This window comes from Actibacterium sp., assembly GCF_055134745.1.
This window is the reverse complement of record NZ_JBSRVX010000039.1, coordinates 15,035-32,500: the sequence shown is the minus strand read 5'-3', so window position 1 is coordinate 32,500 and position 17,466 is coordinate 15,035. Positions and strand designations below refer to the sequence as shown.

Here is a 17,466-nt window from a genome sequence, read left to right as displayed (position 1 = left end):
GGAAAACCACTGAAAACACAGAAGTTTTCAGTGGTTCTTTTGCCGGCTTTATCGTTGGTCGGGTGCCTTGGCATCTTCGATCAGCTGCGACGTGATCGCCTCCAATGTTACAACCTCAGTCTGCTTTTCACCCAGACGGCGCACGGTGACGGTGCGTTCTGCCACCTCGCGCTCGCCCACGGCCAGGATCACCGGCACCTTGCCGACCGAATGTTCGCGCACCTTGTAATTGATCTTTTCATTGCGGGTGTCCGCCTCGGCGCGGATGCCGGCGGCTTGCAGGGCGGTCACGACCTCGGCGACATAGTCATCGGCGCCCGACACGATCGAGGCGACCACGACCTGGCGCGGTGCCAGCCAGAACGGCAGCTTTCCGGCGTAGTTTTCGATCAGGATGCCGATGAACCGCTCAAAGCTGCCCAGCACGGCGCGGTGCAGCATCACCGGGCGGTGCTTTTCGCCATCCGGGCCGATATAATTCGCGCCCAGTCGTTCGGGCAGATTGAAATCGGCCTGGAACGTGCCACATTGCCATTCGCGTCCAATGGCGTCGGTCAGCTTGAAATCGAGTTTCGGCCCGTAAAACGCGCCTTCGCCGGGGTCGATAGTGTAATCGTTGCGCACCGACAGGATCGCCTTTTCCAGCGCGGATTCGGCCTTGTCCCAAACCTCGTCCGACCCGACGCGCACCTCGGGGCGGGTGGACAGCTTGATCTCGAACTTGGCGAAGCCGGTGTCGCGATAGATGTTCGACAAAAGGTCGATAAAGCGCGCGCATTCGTCTTCGATCTGGTCTTCGGTGCAGAAGATATGCGCGTCATCCTGGGTAAATCCGCGCACCCGCATCAGCCCGTGCAGGGCGCCGTGGGCCTCGTACCGGTGGCACGACCCGAATTCGGCCAGCCGCAGCGGCAGATCGCGATAGGATTTCAGGCCCTGGTTGAACACCTGAACATGGCAGGGGCAGTTCATCGGCTTCAGCGCATTGGTGCGCTTTTCATTGGCATGTTCTTCGTCGATTTCGGTGATGAACATGTTTTCGCGGTATTTGTCCCAGTGGCCAGAGGCCTCCCACAATTTCCGATCAACCACCTGCGGCGTCTTGATTTCCTTATATCCGGCGCGGGTCAACTGGCGGCGCATGTAATCTTCGAGCTGGCGATAGATCGTCCAGCCATTGGGATGCCAGAACACCATGCCGGGGGCTTCTTCCTGGAAATGAAACAGCTCCATCTCGCGGCCAAGCTTACGGTGGTCGCGCTTGGCGGCCTCTTCCAGCATGTGCAGATGCGCCTTGAGGTCATCGCGGTTGCGGAAGGCCACGCCGTAAATCCGTTGCAGCATCGGGCGCTTGCTGTCGCCGCGCCAATAGGCGCCCGCCACCGACATCAGCTTGAACGCATCAGAAGGCAATTGACCGGTGTTTTGCAGATGCGGGCCGCGACACAGATCCTGCCAATGGCCGTGCCAATACATGCGCAGCGGTTCATCGCCCGGAATGGCGTCGATCAGTTCGACTTTATAGGGTTCGTTATTGGCGCGATAGAATTCGACAGCGCGGGCGCGATCCCAGACCTCGGTCGTGACGGGGTCACGGCGGGCGATGATCTCTTTCATCACCGATTCAATCGCGCCCAGATCTTCGGGGGTGAAGGGGTCCGCCCGGTCGAAATCGTAATACCAGCCATTTTCGATCACCGGGCCGATGGTGACCTTTACATCGGGCCAAAGCTGCTGCACGGCGCGGGCCATGACATGGGCCAGATCGTGGCGGATCAGTTCCAGCGCCTGCGTTGTATCCTGCATGGTATGGATGGCGATGGCGGCATCGGCGGGGATCGGCCATTGCAGATCCCAGTGCTTGCCATCGACGCTGGCCGAGATCGCCTTTTTCGCCAGGGATGTGGAAATATCGGCGGCGACCTGCGCGGGGGTAATCCCGGCATCGTATTGGCGGGCATTGCCATCGGGGAAGGTCAGGGAGATCTGGACCATGTCGGCCTCCTCGTCTGTTTGGCGCCTACGGAACGCCCGGTTGCGGGTTATGTCTGGTTGAAATGCGGTTTTGGGGGCGATTTGTCAACGGCGCGCGGGTGGCGCCGTTGCAATGGATATTTAGGCCAAGAAGAAGATCAGCCAAGCTCTTGCAGACGGGCCAGCGCGGCGCGCAGCTTTTCGGCCTCGTCTTCCTTCAGCGCGGCCAGGTCGCGGGTTTCCTCGACCACCTCTTCGGGGGCGCTTTCGACGAATTTGGGGTTTTTCAACCGGCCTGTCAGACCGCCCAACTCTTTGGCCAGCTTGTCCAGCGTCTTTTGCAGGCGCGAGATTTCTTCGGCAACATCAATGACATCGGCCAGCGGCAGGGCGAAGGTGCCGCCCTCGACCGGGATGGTGATGCAGCCCTTGGGCAAGGCGTCGACCGGGGTCAGGCTTTCAATGCGCGCCAGACGCTTGATCAGGGTTTCATTGCGCGCCCAGGCGGCCTGGCCGGTGGCGTCGAGATCCAGTTGCAGCATGTGCAGATGCAGCCCGGCGGGCACATGGACCTGCGCGCGGGCCGAGCGGATGCCTTCGATCAGCGAAATCACCCAGTTCATTTCGCGGTCCGCGTCGGGATCGACCAGATCGGCGGCGGTATAATCGGGCCAATCGGCATGGATCAGCATCTTGGGGCGCTGCGCCAGACCGCCCCACAGTTCTTCGGTGATGAAGGGCATGATCGGGTGCAGCAGGATCAGGCATTGATCAATGACCCAGCGCATGGTGGCGGCGGTTTCGGCCTTGGTTTCGGTATCACCGTCCAGCAGCAGGGGTTTGGAAAATTCGACATACCAGTCGCAGACCTTGCCCCAGACGAATTTGTAAAGCGTATCGGCGGCGTCGTTGAAGCGGTAAGCGGTCAGGGCGGCGTCGACGTCTTGCCGGGTCTTTGCGACCTCGCCGATGATCCATTTGTTGACGGTCTGGCGGGCGTCGGGGCGCGCGCCGGTGGTGCCGTCATAGACGCCATTCATCTCGGCAAAGCGGGCGGCGTTCCACAGCTTGGTGCCGAAGTTGCGATAGCCGGCGATGCGGGCGGTGTCGAGTTTCAGCACCCCGCCAAGCCCCGCCATTGCCGCCGAGGAAAAGCGCAGCGCATCGGCGCCGTATTCGTCGATGATTTCCAGCGGGTCGATGACGTTGCCCAGGGATTTCGACATTTTCTTGCCCTTGGCGTCGCGCACCAGCCCATGCAGATAGACGGTGTGGAAGGGCACTTCGTTCACCACGGCAAGCTGCATCATCATCATCCGGGCGACCCAGAAGAACAGGATGTCCTGCCCGGTGACGAGGACATCGGTGGGGAAGTATTTCTTCAGCTCCTCGGTTTGCTCGGGCCAGCCGAGAGTGCCGATGGGCCAAAGGCCCGAGGAAAACCAGGTGTCGAGTACGTCGGGGTCGCGGATCAAGTCGACTGACGAAACGGCATCGCCGGAAGTGCCTATCCCATACATTCCGCCGCGCGACAGTTCATTGGAAGTGGCGTCGGTTCGGAGGAAGCCAATTTCAACGCTTTGCCCATAGTAGTCTTTAGCTAACGCAATCACATCTTCTTCGGAAGCTGCGCAGAAAAGCTTCTTCTGTCCAGAGCTTGTTGCGTTCCAATCTGCTACTTCTTCTTTTCCCGGCCCATACCAAACCGGAATCTGATGCCCCCACCACAACTGGCGGGAAATGCACCAGGGCTCGATATTTTCCAGCCAGTGGTAATAGGTCTTTTCGCCGCTTTCGGGGATGATCGTCACGGTGCCGTCGCGCACGGCGTCGATGGCGGGTTGCACGATCTTGGCAGTGTCGACGAACCACTGATCGGTCAGCATCGGCTCGATCACCACCTTTGACCGGTCCCCGAAGGGCTGCATGATCTTCTTGGCTTCGACAAAGGGAACCGGGCGGGTGATTTCTTCGCCGGTTTCTTTATCGGTGGTGGTTTCATCGACCATCACCGCCAGACCTTCGGCGGTGATCTGTTCCACCACCTTGTCGCGTGCCTCGAGCCGGTCCAGCCCGCGCAGATCGTCGGGGACCAGGTTGATGGTGTCCACCTCGGCCTCGGTCAGGGTCTTTTCGCCCTTGGCGACCGCCATCGCAATTTCGGCGGCCTGCGCATAGGGCGCGCCGTCGGTCCGCATCTGCGCGCGGGTGTCCATCAGCCGATAGCAGGGGATATTGCCGCGCTTGGCCACGGCATAGTCGTTGAAGTCATGCGCGCCGGTGATCTTGACCGCGCCAGAGCCGAAGGTGGGATCGGGGTATTCATCGGTGATGATCGGGATCAGGCGGCGATGTTCCCTGGGCCCCACGGGGATTTCGCACAGCTTGCCCACGATGGGGGCATAGCGGGTATCACCGGGGTGAACCGCGACCGCGCCGTCGCCCAGCATGGTTTCGGGGCGGGTGGTGGCGATGGAAATATAGTCGCGCACCTCGCGGAAGGTGACGTTCCCGTCCGCGTCCTTTTCGATGTATTCATAGGTGGCCCCGCCCGCCAGCGGGTATTTGAAATGCCACATATGGCCGTCAACCTCGGTATTCTCGACCTCGAGATCGGAAATGGCGGTTTCGAAATGCGGGTCCCAGTTGACCAGCCGTTTGCCGCGATAGATCAGCCCCTTGTTGTAAAGATCGACAAAGACCTTCACCACCGCATCGGGGAAGTTGCCCGACATGGTAAAGGCGTTGCGCGACCAGTCGCAGGTGGCACCAAGGCGCTTGAGCTGGTTGATGATCGTATCGCCCGACTGTTCCTTCCATTCCCAGACCTTTTCCAGGAATTTCTCGCGCCCCATCTCGCGGCGCGACTGGTTGCCGGCGCGGGCCAGTTCGCGTTCCACCACCATCTGGGTGGCGATGCCCGCGTGGTCCTGCCCGGGCTGCCACAGCGTGTCGAAGCCGCGCATCCGGTGCCAGCGGACCAGAATATCTTGTAGGGTGTTATTGAAGGCATGCCCCATATGTAGTGAACCGGTCACATTCGGGGGCGGGATCATGATGCAGAAGGTTTCGGGGCGCGAGGCATTGGCCCCGGCAGCAAAGGCGCCTGCCTGTTCCCAGGTCTGATACAGGCGCGGCTCGGCTTCGGTGGCGTCAAAAGTCTTTTCCATCGGCATCGGGTATTCCGTTCCACATAATTGCCGCTTTGCTGTAACGAATCGTGGCGCGCAGGCCAAGACCCCGCAGGATTCAGGGGGTTCATGGAACAGTTACAAACAATCTGCGCGATTGTTGTGCGGCCAGAAACACCTGTGCCATTCTTACGTCAAAATACCGCCATAATTGTATTGAGCCCTTTTCAATGCGCGAAGAACCGCGTATCTATTGAGGCATAGGAAATACCTGCTTTTGGAGTGTGAAATGAAAAAGTTTCTTGCAGTCGTTGCTGCTGCTGCAGCCCTCGCCTCGGCGGCGGATGCGTCAGTTGTAAGCGGCGTCGTTACCCAGGGTGGCAGCTTTGTCGAGCTGAACTCGGCCACTCCGATGACCATCGGTCTGGATAACTTCGACACCAACAACCTTTACGCGCTGAACGAACAGGCCGGTGTGACGCTTGCGTCTGATCTGGCTGTCGATGGCGGCGTGATCTCGGCCGGCACCCGTGTGTCCAGCCAATACGTATTTGTCGATCCGCTGGCCTATACCCGGGTCGTCGGTTCGGTGACATTCTCGAGCAAAATTCTGGGTGTGATCTCGACAACGCTGCCGCTGGGCGCGTCGGATTTCCTGGGTGCCCCGGCTGTTACTTATCTGGGTATTCTGGAGCGCGGACTGGAGCGTGTTGACAGCTATGCCGTTAATGGCAACACGCTGTCGGTCAATCTGTGGGCCAGCACCCCGGGCGATTACATCCGCGTAATCACCCTGTCGGCTGTTCCGCTGCCGGCTGCCGGCCTTCTGATGGTCGGTGCGCTTGGTGGTCTGGCTGCGATCCGTCGCCGCCGCAAGGCCGCCTGATATTAGGCTTCCAGCAGGTATACAGAAGGCCGGGCATTGCCCGGCCTTTTTGTTTTGCCCGGTCGGATCCTTCATCGCCGGAATATTGCCGCCAATTCACATGATCAGGTTTTCAGGGGCTGGACAGGGCGCGGTCATGCCTTAGTGTCGGTTTCGGAAAAGTGCGAAGGTCATCATGAACAAATTCGGAAACAGCCAGACAACCACCCGCTTTGAAGACAACCGCCTGCTGACGGGCCGGGGGCAATATATTGACGATACCGTGCCCGCAGGGGCGCTGTTCGGCTTCGTCTTTCGCTCGCCGGTGGCGCATGGGCAGATCACCACGCTGGATGTAGAGGCCGCGCGTGCAGCCCCCGGCGTGCATATGGTTCTGACGGCGCGGGATGCCTTGGACATGGGCGCGGAACTGAACATGCCCGGAACGCTGAACACCAATCGCGACGGCACCAAGGGCGCGGCGCCGATGCGCCCCTTCCTGGCTGTCGACCGTGTGCGCCATGTGGGCGAACCGATTGCCCTGATCGTGGCCGACACGCTGGCGCAGGCCAAGGACGCGGCCGAGCTGATCGAATTCGACTATGACGATCTGGATGTATCGCTGTCTTTGAACCCCGGTGGCCCGACAATTCACCCCGAGGCGCCGGGAAATGTCGCCTATGATTTTGCGCTGGGTGACGAAGAGGCCGTGAACGCGGCCTTTGCCCGCGCCGCGCACGTGGTCAAGGCCCGTATCGACGATCACCGGATCATCGTGAACGCGCTAGAACCGCGCGGCGCCTTTGCCGAATGGGATGGCAAGCGGCTGCATCTGTCATTCGGCGGGCAGGGGGTCTGGGCGATCAAGGCCGCCCTTGCGATGCACCTGAAAATGGACCCCGAAGATATCCGCGTGACCACGAATGACGTGGGTGGCGGTTTCGGAATGAAGGCCTCGCCCTATCCCGAATTTTTTTCGGTCGCGCTGGCGGCGCGCGCGCTGGGCCGCCCGGTGCGCTGGATGTCTGATCGGACCGAGGCGATGCTGAGCGATTACGGCGGGCGTGCGCTTGTGTCCGACGCGGCGCTGGCCTTTGACAAAGACTTTAAGATCATCGGCTATCGCGTTGAAAACCTGTCTGATCTTGGCGCGTATAATTCCGGCTACGGGCAGATGATCCAGTCTTATCTGTTCTCGATGGTGCTGACAGGCACCTATGACATTCAGGATGCATTCCTGGGGGTCAAAGGCGTTTATACCAATACCAATCCGACCAGCGCCTATCGCGGGGCTGGCCGCCCCGAGGCGATCTATACGCTGGAGCGGATGATGGACTATGCTGCGCGCCAGTTGGGCGTGTCGCCGTGGGAATTGCGCCGCAGGAATTTCATCGCGGGCGATGCCTTCCCGTATCGCACCGTTTCGGATCAACTGTATGATGTGGGTGATTTTCACCGCGTCGTGGCCACGCTGGAAAAGACAGCCGATGTCGAAGGGTTCGCCGCACGCAAGGCCGCATCGGCAGAACGCGGAAAATTGCGCGGAATCGGGCTGAGCTATTATGTGGAATCCATTCTGGGCGACCCCACCGAGGGGGCCAAGATCGAATTTCGTGACGATGGCGGTGTGAACCTTTATGTCGGCACCCAGTCGAACGGGCAGGGGCATGAAACCGTTTATGCGCAGTTCCTGTCCGATCGCACCGGGATACCGGTGGATCGGATCACGATCGTGCAGGGCGACAGCGACCGGATTGAACGCGGGGGCGGCACGGGCGGGTCGCGGTCTGTCACCACGCAGGCCAATACCACGCTGGTCACTGTGGAGCAGATGGTCGCGGCCTTTACCCCGTTTGTTGCCGAACAACTGGGGGTGACTCCAGAGGCGGTTTCATTCGACGAAGGCAGCTTCCGCGCGGATGGGTCCAACCAGACACCGTCCCTGCTGGAAGCCGCCGAAATGGCGCGCGCGCAAGACCGCGCCGATCTGTTGGTGCATCAGGCGCGCTATGCCTTGCCGGGCCGTTCCTATCCGAATGGCGGCCACGTGGCCGAGGTCGAGGTGGATCCGGAAACCGGTGAAACGCAGGTGGTGAAATATACCGTCACGGATGATTTCGGTAATCTGGTGCATCCGATGCTGGTCGAGGGTCAGGTTCATGGCGGTATCGCCCAGGGCATCGGCCAGGCGATCTGCGAACGCGCTGTGTTCGACGATGAAGGCCAGTTGCTGACCGCGACCTTCATGGATTACGCGATGCCGCGCGCCACCGATATGCCGCCGGTCATATTCACGACCGAACCGGTGCCATCGACGGCCAACCCACTGGGCATGAAAGGCTGCGGCGAGGCCGGTACCGTGGGGGCGCTGGCGGCGGTGGCCAATGCGGCGCTGGATGCGATGTGGGATGAAGGCGTGCGCGTGGCCGATATGCCGTTCACCCCAAGCCGGGTCTGGGCGATGCTGAACGAGGCGAAAGGTGGGGCTGACTGAACGGATATGGGGTTGGCTGCGGCGCAGACGACGCGCCGAAACCCGCCGGCGCGTTGTTACCCGCGATCCTATCACCCATGTCGTGATTTTGGACGGCACCATGTCGACCCTGGAAGAGGGCATGGAAACCCATGCCGGCCAGACCTATAAACTGCTTTGCGAATTGCCACCTCAGGCTGATGTATCAGTCTATTACGAGGCGGGCATTCAATGGCTGGACTGGCGCCACGCCCATCACGTGATCGTCGGGCGTGGCATCAACCGGCAGATTCGGCGCGCCTATGGTTATCTGGCGTCGCGCTATCATCCCGGCGACCGGATCGTGCTGATGGGCTTTTCGCGCGGGGCCTATGCCGCGCGCTCGCTGGCGGGGGTGATTGATATGGTGGGCCTGCTGCAGACCCGCCATGCGACCGAACGAAATGTGGTGCAGGCCTATCGTCACTATCAGGCCGGTGCCCACAGCGCGGCCTCGGCAGCGTTTTCAGCCGCCTTTTGCTATCCCCGCACCGAGATCGAGATGATCGGCCTGTGGGATACGGTCAAGGCGCTGGGGCTGCGATTGCCGTTGCTGTGGCGGCTGACCGAACCCAACCATGCCTTCCACAGCCATGATCTGAGCAGCAATGTGCGCCACGGATTTCATGCGCTGGCCCTGGATGAAACCCGCGTGGTCTTCGCACCGGTGATGTGGCACAGCCGCCCCGGCTGGCAGGGGCGGCTGGAACAGGTCTGGTTTCGCGGCACTCATGGTGATGTGGGCGGGCATATCCTTGGTTTCGATGCGGCGCGCCCGCTTGCGAATATTTCGCTGGTCTGGATGCTGGAGCGGCTGGAAAGCTGCAATGTGCCTTTGCCCACTGGCTGGCGCTCGCGCTTTCCCTGCGATGTAACCGCGCCGTCGGTGGGCACGATGCGTGGCTGGGGCAAGTTTTTTCTGCTGCGCCGCCGGCGCAAGGTCGGGCTGGATGCGTCTGAATCCTTGCACTCTTCGGTGCGTGGGCCTGATGGCGATGCGGGGCAGATCGACCCGCATCCCGATCTGGCGGGGCCCAGCCGGGCCTAGAACCGGCCCTTCACGATCAGACAGGTGGTCGATCCGGTGGCGTAAAGCCGCCCGTCATCGGCCCCGACGATCTGCCCGGTGGCCACGCCGGTGGACCGGCCCGCATGATCACAGATGCCGATCGCATCGACGCTGGTTCCGGCAGGAATGGCGCGGATGATATTGACCTTGTATTCCAGCGTGGTGAACCCGGTGCCGGCCGGCAGGCGCGACATCACCGCGCAACCCATGCAACTGTCCAGCAGCACACCATACCAGCCGCCATGAACCGCGCCCTTGGGGTTCATGTGATCAAACCCGGGCGCGCCCGAAAAAACGACGCGGCCTTCTTCGGCTGCGGTCAGACGATACCCCATGGGCGTGCAGATCGGCGCGGCGGGCAATTCACCGCGCAGGTTTGCCTGAAGATATTCCAGCCCGGTCAGGGCGCGGCGTTCCTCTTCCCCAAGCAGGTCTTCGACGCCTTTGGCGATGGGGCGATCAGTCATGGTTCAGGCCACCCTTTCAACGGATTTATCGACCTCGACGCCCAGGGCCTTGCACAGGGCCGTGGTCAGGTGTGGCTTGTTCAGCGTATAGAAATGCAGATCCTGAACGCCGCCAGCGATCAGGCGGGTGCACATGTCGGTGGCGAAATCCATGGCCTGTTCGGCCTCGCGCCCCTTGGCGATCGCATCATCAAAAGCCTGATCCAGCTTGGCCGGGATCAGCGCGCCGCAGCGAGTGGCAAATTTGCGCACGCCGGTCCAGCTTTCGATGGGCAGAATGCCGGGAATGATCGGCGCGGCGATGCCTTCGGCGGCGCAGGCGTCGCGGAACCGGAAAAACGCATCGGTATCGAAAAAGAACTGGGTGATCGCGGATGATGCACCCGCATCAATCTTGCGTTTCAGCCAGCGCACATCATCCCCCGGCGCGCGCGCTTCGGGATGGGGGTCGGGATAGGCGCCGACGCGAATCTTGAACTTGCCGGTTTCGGCCAGCGCGGCCACCAGCTCGACCGAATCCGCGAATCCGTCGGGATGGGGGGTAAAGCTGCCCTGGCCCTTGGGCGGGTCGCCGCGCAGGGCGACGATCTCGGTCACGCCGACATCGGCATAGCTGTGGGCGATATCCAGCGTTTCGGCCCGGCTGGCATCGACACAGGTCAGATGCGCGGCGACATTCAACCCGTAATTGGCGTGAATCGTGGCCACGGCGTCATGGGTCAGCTTGCGGGTGGTGCCGCCCGCGCCATAGGTCACCGACACGAATTCCGGACGCAGCGGCGCCAGCGCGCGCACGGTATCCCACAGCCGGAAACTGGCCTCTAACGACTGAGGTGGAAAGAATTCAAAGGAAACGCGCGGCGCGGGCATACTATCATCCGGTCTGATTTTTCTGACATGCCTTGTCGCATGGAATTAGATGTGAAACAAATTCATAATTCTCAACACCAATATGAAAATGGCGGCGATATGCACCTGGAACTTCGGCATCTGCGTACGATCCGGGCCATCCATCAGGCGGGCGGGCTGGCCCGCGCCGCCGATCAGCTGCACATGACGCAATCGGCGCTGTCGCATCAGGTCAAGGGGCTGGAAGATCAGGTCGGAATGGAGCTGTTCGTGCGCCGATCCAAGCCGCTGAAGCTGTCTGCGGCGGGGATGAAGCTGCTGCGGCTGGCCGAACGGGTGCTGCCCGAGGTGGCGGCGACCGAGGAAGAATTCCGGTCGTTGCATTCGGGTAAATCGGGGCGGTTGCATATCGCGATGGAATGCCATGCCTGTTTCGACTGGTTGCTGCCGGTGCTTGAGGAGTTTCGCAAATCCTGGGCCGAGGTTGATGTCGATATCCGCCCCGGCCTGTCCTTTGGCGCATTGCCCGCGCTGATACGCGAAGAGCTGGATCTGGTGATTTCATCCGATCCCGAAGACATCGACGGCGTGACCTTTACGCCGCTGTTTGACTATGCGCCGGTGTTCGTGGCCGCCGCAAACCATCCGCTGGCGGCCAAGCCGTTTGTCGACGCCGTGGATTTCGCCGACCAGACGCTGATCACCTATCCGATGGACCGCGCGCGCCTGGATGTGTTCAGCGAATTGCTGGCCCCCGCCAAGATCGAACCGCGTGCCGTCCGGCAGGTGGAACTGACGGCGGTGATCCTGATGCTGGTGGCGTCCGGGCGGGGCGTGGCCGTGCTGCCCGACTGGGTAGTGCGCGATGCGCGCCACAACAGCGATTTCATCACCCGCCCGCTGACCGCGCAGGGCATCACCCGGCGCATGTATGCCGCCACCCGCGACGAAGATGCCACCAAGCCCTTCATCGCGCATTTCATCCGCCTGGCACGAACCGAACCGGTGAAACTGCAACGCGCCTGACGGGGTTGCGATTTTTCGCAGAAAAATCGGGATTGACCCCGGCGGCCCGGTCTTGGCAACGGGGCCATCACGGCGTATACGCGCTGCCTGACCACAGGAGACCCCGATGCAAGGCAGTGCCAACCTTAACGTCATGATTGGCGCAGCCCGCAAGGCCGGGCGCAGCCTGGTCAAGGATTTCCGCGAGGTCGAGAACCTTCAGGTATCTTCCAAGGGCGCGGGCGATTTCGTCAGCCGCGCCGATATCGCCGCCGAAAAGATCATCCGCGACATGCTGATGGACGCACGCCCCACCTATGGCTGGCTGGGCGAGGAAAGCGAACCGGTTGCCGGGTCCGACCCCACCCGCCGCTGGATCGTCGATCCGCTGGATGGCACCACCAATTTCCTGCACGGCCTGCCGCATTGGGCGATTTCCATCGCGCTGGAACATAAGGGCGAAATCGTCGCCGGTGTGATTTTCGACGCCGCCAAGGACGAGATGTTCATCGCCGAAAAGGGGGCGGGGGCCTGGCTCAACGATACACGCCTGCGCGTATCAGGGCGCAAAACCATGATCGAATGTATCTTCGCCACGGGCGTGCCGTTTGGCGGGCGGCCCGATCTGCCCCATACCCTGCAGGATATGGCCCGGCTGATGCCACGCTGTGCCGGGGTGCGGCGCTGGGGATCAGCGGCGCTGGATATGGCCTATGTCGCCGCCGGCCGCTATGACGGATATTGGGAACGCGGGCTGAAACCGTGGGACATCGCCGCCGGCATCCTGATCGTGCGCGAGGCTGGTGGGTTTGTCAGCCCGATCCGCGAAGGCGCCAGCGTAATCGAGGATGGCGGTGTGATTGCCGCGAATTCCGGCATGCATGATGCCTTTGCGGCGGTCATTCGCAACAGCTGAACCTAGCGTCGCCGCGGAATCACCGGGATCGTCGTGCGCCGATACCGCGCATCTGGATGCGGCGGATGGCCATGGGTGCGGCCCCAATAGGCGGGCCCGCCCCTGCGCAGCCATGTCGGCAGCATCAGAACCAGCCCGATTACGAAGCCGCCCGCATGCGCCCAATAGGCCACGCCTCCGACATCGGCACTGCTGCCTGCGCCGCTGAACAGTTGCAGCGCGAACCACACGCCAAGCATCACCCAGGCCGGCAGCGGGAAAATCCGGAAGAATATGATGAAGATGAACAGCACATCGACCCGCGCCCTTGGGAACATCAGCAGATAGCCCCCCATGACCCCGGCAATCGCCCCCGATGCCCCCACCGTGGGGATCATCGAAAACGGGGCCGCCAGATATTGCGCCAGTCCCGCGCCGATGCCGCAGGCAAGATAAAAGCCCAAAAAAGGCAGGTGGCCCAGTTCGTCCTCCAGATTGTCGCCGAAGATCCACAAGAACAGCATGTTGCCGCCCAGATGCATCAGCCCCCCATGCAGGAACATCGAGGTGACCAGCCCATGCCACATCTGGCCCTGCGACAGGGCTGCCGGGATCAGCGCCCAGTTGCTGAAAAAGCTGCCAAGCTGGGCCTGGTCCGCGAAAAGCGGCCAATAGGACAGGAAGACCAGTATATTCGCCGCGATCAGCCCATAGGTGACATAGGGCCGGCGCAGCGATGGGTTATGGTCACGGATCGGAAACATGCGCCACGCTTGCCCACAATCACATTCGGGTCAAGTGACCAATGTCAGGCTTGACCAAACACAACCGGCATGGCTGCATAAACCCATGCAAAGCTGGATCGCATATGTCTTTTGTCCGATGCTGATCGCCACGGCGGCGCTGGCCGACACCGCCCCGCAACAGACATGCCCCGCTGCCTCCCCGATCGCAGAACAGGCTGGCCCGATCCTGCAGGCGCTGCGCAATGCCACCGACGAAGAAGCGGCACGCGCCCTGACCAACCAGATGTGGCAATTATGGACGCTGGCCCCCGATCCCCACGCGCAGGCGCTGCTGGATCGCGGGATGGAACGCCGCGCGGCCCATGATCTGGCGGCTGCGGCGCAGGCCATGGATGATCTGGTGGCCTATTGTCCCGATTATGCCGAAGGATATAACCAGCGCGCCTTTATCAGCTTTCTGCGCGGCGACTATGCCGCCGCCATCCCCGATCTGGAGCGTGCACTGGAACTTCGCCCTGACCACTTCGCCGCGCGGGCCGGGCTGGCGCTGAGCCTGATGAGCGCCGGTCGCAACGAGGCCGCACAGGGCATGCTGCGCAGCGCGCTGGCGCTGAACCCCTGGCTGCCCGAACGCAGATTGCTGCAGCCAGCCAGAGACAAGGATATCTGAGCCCCGGCATCGGTTCCCGCCGTCTGAAAAACGACGCCTGACCCGACAAGCGAATTGTCATCCCAGGCACCGCCCGCTAGGACATTACTCGGCCCCATGCGGGCCGAAGGCGCCGTGCGGGCGTGATGGAATGGTAGACATACCAGACTTAAAATCTGAGGGGCGTATGCCCGTGTGGGTTCGAGTCCCACCGCCCGCACCAACATAATCACATTCAAACAACATGTTGTCGATACGGCTGCCTTCGACTTTGCCAAAGGTCTGATCGAACGCGGATGAGTTCCCAACGGCGGAATTCTGTCGTCCGCTGCGGCTTGATCGAGCGGCAGATATGGACAGAGGCATGCTTTGCAAAGTTTGCGCCTTTCCCGACAGTGGACATTGGAACCATGCGCGGCCATTGGCCGGAATCCATCACGATATAACGAACGCTGCGGCCAATCTTGCAATAGACAGGGCCTTGGCGACGGGTGCACATGATTTCGAGACCCTGGACCGGAATACCTGTCAACACCGGCACCCAGCCGCGTCGAGATACTCCGGCACAACTTGCGGGCGGGAAAGCTGTGTTTCATACGGGCGGGGGCGTCACGAATGTCTTCCATAATCTCAAGCGCTGTCAGTAACTTGAGTTGATTATGGAAGACAGAGGACCGTCAGAAAACCATCAGTTGAAGCGGCTGGCCAAGCCAACATTGCTATCTGTTGCGGTTCTTGTCATGTTTCACATCGGAATGGGATTCCATCATTGGATTGCGCGATTCCGAAACTGGATAGATCGCACATACGCGGCGGTATAGGCCGGGCCATGTTTGAAAAAAGGGGGGAGTATATATGAAAGACGGTCGTTCCACATTGGGCGCATTGAACGGGATCAGGGTGGTCGATTTCGGCCAGTACCTTGCAGCGCCGATGGTCGCCATGTTTCTTGCCGATAATGGCGCCGATGTCATTCACATCGACCCTCCTGGCGGGCCGCGCTGGGATCATCCGGCGAATGCCGCGCTCTATCGTGGCAAGCGGTCTATCACGCTTGACCTGAAAACAGATGCCGGACGGGCCGAAGCGCGCCGACTGGTCGAAACCGCCGATATAGTGGTCGAAAACTTTCGCCCCGGCGTGATGGACAGGCTGAAGCTGGGCGCAGAAAGCTTTCTTGACGCCAATCCGCGCTTGATCTGGTGCGCCATGCCGGGCTTTGCATCCGATGACCCGCGCGCGGATATGCCAGCCTGGGAAGGCGTGGTCGCCTCGGCCGCGGGCCTTTATCCAAGCCCGAATTTCGCGGCGGGCGATCCGGTGTTTACCGCGTTGCCGCTGGCGTCAAACTATGGCGCCTTCGTCGCCGCGCACCGTATTGCGGCGGCGTTGCTGTCACGCGTTCAAAGCGGGCGCGGTCAGATCATCGAGGCGTCACTGTATGAGGCCTGTTTTCAGGGCATCGGCTTTTATGCCGAAATGCCCGCCTCGCGCGGCTTTGATGGCGCGCTTTTGGCGCGCGTTGCGCCAATCATGAAAATGCGCCGCGCGGCCGACGGCAACTATATTTACTTTGATTCACCTCTGCGCGGGCTACAGGCATTGCTGGACCGGTATCTGCCCGGTCGCAAACTGCTGAAAATGAGCGCGGCAGAACTGGCAGAGGTTTCGAAAGAGCTTGACGCGCTGATCCTGCAAAAACCCGGCATCGAATGGGAGCGGATCTGCCAGGAGGAAATCAAGGGTGCTTTCGGTCTGGTGCAAAGCCTGCCCGACTGGCTGTCGGACAAGCACGCCCTTGAAAGCGAGACCCTGGTCAAGGTTGACGATGCCGAATTCGGCCCCACTGTGCAGGCTGGCTATCCGGCGCTGCTGTCGCGCACCCGGCCAAGCGTGCGGTGGGGACGTGGAAAAAATGACCCTGCCCCGGGCACCAAAGTTGACTGGCTGGCACCGCCGCTGGCGGACCCGAAACTGGCCACGGGCGCCTTGGGCTTGCCGCTGGACGGGATCCGGGTTCTGGACTGTTCCAGCCTGTTGGCGGGCCCCACAACCGCGCGGGTTTTGGCGCAATATGGCGCCGAGGTGATCAAGATCGACCGCGTCGAGGTGGCGAACAGCGAATTCGATCCGCTGTCGGATGACGAGGTGGCCTTTATCGGCATGCGCACCGTCAGCGCCGGAAAGCGCATGATGTTCCTGGACCTGAAAAACCCCAAGGGGCAGGAAGTCCTGCATGCGCTGGCGAAGGATGCGGATATCGTCCACCATAACTTTACCCCGCCCGCAGCCGCAAAGCTGGGGCTGGCAAGCGAAACATTGCGCAAGTTCAATCCGTCGGTGATCGTGTCCACCATGTCCCTTCATTCGCGCGGAGGGTTCCGTGCCGAATATCGCGGGCATGACATGCTGGGCCAGATGGTTACCGGGATGGGCCACCGTGCAGGGGGCGATGGCGATCCGCAGGTTGTTTCGACCTATCTGAATGACAATGCCTCGGGCCATCTGCATGCATTCGGCGTCATGCTGGCCTTGCTGGACCGCTATCGCACCGGCGAAGGTCAGGATGTGAACAGCGCCCTGTCGCGCACGGCCACATTGCACCAGCTGCCGTTCATGGTTGGCTATGCTGGCCGGGTCTGGGATGAACCGGCTGGACCGGCGGCGCGCGGCTGGCACCTTTTCAACCGACTCTACCGCGCGTCGGATGCGTGGTTCTATATGTCGGCCAGACGTGCAGACGGCAGGCGGCTGCTTGAAAACTGCACGCTCTTTGACGGGGCGGCCTTGCCGGATGAGCGCGACCTTGAACCCTGGCTGGAGGCCAGGTTCGCAACGATACCGGCACAAGACTGTGTGGCGGCCCTGAATGAGGCTGGCATTGGTGCACAGCGGCACCATAGTCTGTCCGAGCTGGCGAATGACGCCTATGTGGCGCAACATGGCTATATCGCCGCGGTCGAACATCCGGGGATCGGGCGCGCCTTTGGCATTGGCCTAAAGGTATACGAGTCCTCTCAGCGGCCGGCGACTGTCCTTGCAGCGCGTCGCCCCGGCATGGACACTCTGGACGTGCTGTCCGAACATGGGTTCGAGCCCCGCATAGGAGAGCTGTTGCGCGAGAAAGTCGTTGCAATCGGCGAAGCGCCGATCCTGAACACCCCGCAGTCGAAAGATTTCTGGGGCAAGATCGATCTGGACAAGCCGACGCTTGTTGGCGGGCTGCAGCCGACAAAGCACATCGTTGAAAAGCTCAACCATGCGGCGCCGTTCGCTGTAGAACCGGTGGCGCGCAGAACCTGAA

12 protein-coding genes and 1 tRNA gene are annotated in these 17,466 nt (G+C 61.4%); 8 read left to right on the top strand and 5 right to left on the bottom strand.

Going from position 1 to position 17,466, the window contains the following annotated elements:
* Positions 1-48: 48 nt before the first annotated feature.
* Positions 49-1,995 (bottom strand): threonine--tRNA ligase, encoded by a 1,947-nt coding sequence (thrS, locus tag ACTCHC_RS08520; RefSeq protein ID WP_463022056.1) that lies wholly within the window; start codon positions 1,993-1,995, stop codon positions 49-51.
* Positions 1,996-2,132: 137 nt separating this feature from the next.
* On the bottom strand, positions 2,133-5,150 hold the full coding sequence (locus ACTCHC_RS08515) for a valine--tRNA ligase (RefSeq protein WP_463022055.1): 3,018 nt from the start codon (positions 5,148-5,150) through the stop codon (positions 2,133-2,135).
* A 244-nt stretch (positions 5,151-5,394) separates the two neighbouring features.
* Between ACTCHC_RS08515 and ACTCHC_RS08510 the strand changes: the two genes are divergently transcribed.
* The 3 genes from ACTCHC_RS08510 to ACTCHC_RS08500 all read left to right on the top strand — a co-directional run bounded on the left by ACTCHC_RS08510 (position 5,395) and on the right by ACTCHC_RS08500 (position 9,530).
* Positions 5,395-5,991 carry a VPLPA-CTERM sorting domain-containing protein gene (locus ACTCHC_RS08510; protein ID WP_463022054.1) on the top strand — a complete coding sequence of 199 codons (597 nt, stop codon included), beginning with the start codon at positions 5,395-5,397 and terminating at the stop codon, positions 5,989-5,991.
* 175 nt (positions 5,992-6,166) lie between these two features.
* Entirely contained in the window at positions 6,167-8,464 is a 2,298-nt protein-coding gene (locus tag ACTCHC_RS08505) for a xanthine dehydrogenase family protein molybdopterin-binding subunit (RefSeq protein ID WP_463022053.1), read from the top strand.
* Entirely contained in the window at positions 8,451-9,530 is a 1,080-nt protein-coding gene (locus tag ACTCHC_RS08500; RefSeq protein ID WP_463022052.1) for a DUF2235 domain-containing protein, read from the top strand. Before ACTCHC_RS08505 ends, ACTCHC_RS08500 begins: the two co-directional genes overlap by 14 nt.
* On the opposite strand, the gene ACTCHC_RS08495 is transcribed toward ACTCHC_RS08500, so the two are convergent.
* Both ACTCHC_RS08495 and metF read right to left on the bottom strand, forming a co-directional pair.
* The gene (locus ACTCHC_RS08495; RefSeq protein ID WP_463022051.1) at positions 9,527-10,018 is read right to left on the bottom strand and encodes a PaaI family thioesterase; all 492 of its coding nucleotides are present in this window, start codon (positions 10,016-10,018) and stop codon (positions 9,527-9,529) included. The genes ACTCHC_RS08500 and ACTCHC_RS08495 overlap by 4 nt on opposite strands.
* Before the next feature lie 3 nt (positions 10,019-10,021).
* The gene (metF, locus tag ACTCHC_RS08490) at positions 10,022-10,888 is read right to left on the bottom strand and encodes a methylenetetrahydrofolate reductase [NAD(P)H] (RefSeq protein WP_463022050.1); all 867 of its coding nucleotides are present in this window, start codon (positions 10,886-10,888) and stop codon (positions 10,022-10,024) included.
* A gap of 99 nt (positions 10,889-10,987) precedes the next feature.
* On the opposite strand from metF, the gene ACTCHC_RS08485 reads away from it, so the two are divergent.
* Both ACTCHC_RS08485 and ACTCHC_RS08480 read left to right on the top strand, forming a co-directional pair.
* Positions 10,988-11,893: a LysR family transcriptional regulator gene (locus ACTCHC_RS08485; RefSeq protein ID WP_463022049.1), complete on the top strand. Its 906-nt coding sequence runs from the start codon at positions 10,988-10,990 to the stop codon at positions 11,891-11,893.
* Between the two features lie 106 nt (positions 11,894-11,999).
* Positions 12,000-12,788, top strand: a complete 789-nt coding sequence (locus ACTCHC_RS08480) for an inositol monophosphatase family protein (RefSeq protein WP_463022048.1) — start codon at positions 12,000-12,002, stop codon at positions 12,786-12,788.
* A gap of 2 nt (positions 12,789-12,790) precedes the next feature.
* On the opposite strand, the gene ACTCHC_RS08475 is transcribed toward ACTCHC_RS08480, so the two are convergent.
* Positions 12,791-13,531: a rhomboid family intramembrane serine protease gene (locus ACTCHC_RS08475; protein WP_463022047.1), complete on the bottom strand. Its 741-nt coding sequence runs from the start codon at positions 13,529-13,531 to the stop codon at positions 12,791-12,793.
* An 85-nt stretch (positions 13,532-13,616) separates the two neighbouring features.
* Here ACTCHC_RS08475 and ACTCHC_RS08470 point away from each other — a divergent pair, with 85 nt between their 5' ends.
* From ACTCHC_RS08470 to ACTCHC_RS08460, 3 genes are all read left to right on the top strand, one after another.
* Positions 13,617-14,183 (top strand): tetratricopeptide repeat protein, encoded by a 567-nt coding sequence (locus tag ACTCHC_RS08470; protein ID WP_463022046.1) that lies wholly within the window; start codon positions 13,617-13,619, stop codon positions 14,181-14,183.
* A gap of 116 nt (positions 14,184-14,299) precedes the next feature.
* Positions 14,300-14,385, top strand: a tRNA-Leu gene (locus ACTCHC_RS08465).
* A gap of 632 nt (positions 14,386-15,017) precedes the next feature.
* Positions 15,018-17,465 (top strand): CaiB/BaiF CoA-transferase family protein, encoded by a 2,448-nt coding sequence (locus ACTCHC_RS08460; RefSeq protein ID WP_463022045.1) that lies wholly within the window; start codon positions 15,018-15,020, stop codon positions 17,463-17,465.
* Position 17,466: the final 1 nt, after the last annotated feature.

Excerpts from the sequence above, each read along its gene's own strand:
- ACTCHC_RS08470 (WP_463022046.1), top strand. The coding sequence starts at position 13,617 with ATGCAAAGCTGGATCGCATATGTCTTTTGTCCGATGCTGATCGCCACG.
- ACTCHC_RS08515 (WP_463022055.1), bottom strand. The coding sequence starts at position 5,150 with ATGCCGATGGAAAAGACTTTTGACGCCACCGAAGCCGAGCCGCGCCTG.
- ACTCHC_RS08505 (WP_463022053.1), top strand. The coding sequence starts at position 6,167 with ATGAACAAATTCGGAAACAGCCAGACAACCACCCGCTTTGAAGACAAC.
- ACTCHC_RS08480 (WP_463022048.1), top strand. The coding sequence starts at position 12,000 with ATGCAAGGCAGTGCCAACCTTAACGTCATGATTGGCGCAGCCCGCAAG.
- thrS (WP_463022056.1), bottom strand. The coding sequence starts at position 1,995 with ATGGTCCAGATCTCCCTGACCTTCCCCGATGGCAATGCCCGCCAATAC.
- ACTCHC_RS08495 (WP_463022051.1), bottom strand. The coding sequence starts at position 10,018 with ATGACTGATCGCCCCATCGCCAAAGGCGTCGAAGACCTGCTTGGGGAA.
- ACTCHC_RS08485 (WP_463022049.1), top strand. The coding sequence starts at position 10,988 with ATGCACCTGGAACTTCGGCATCTGCGTACGATCCGGGCCATCCATCAG.
- metF (WP_463022050.1), bottom strand. The coding sequence starts at position 10,888 with ATGCCCGCGCCGCGCGTTTCCTTTGAATTCTTTCCACCTCAGTCGTTA.
- ACTCHC_RS08510 (WP_463022054.1), top strand. The coding sequence starts at position 5,395 with ATGAAAAAGTTTCTTGCAGTCGTTGCTGCTGCTGCAGCCCTCGCCTCG.
- ACTCHC_RS08475 (WP_463022047.1), bottom strand. The coding sequence starts at position 13,531 with ATGTTTCCGATCCGTGACCATAACCCATCGCTGCGCCGGCCCTATGTC.
- ACTCHC_RS08460 (WP_463022045.1), top strand. The coding sequence starts at position 15,018 with ATGAAAGACGGTCGTTCCACATTGGGCGCATTGAACGGGATCAGGGTG.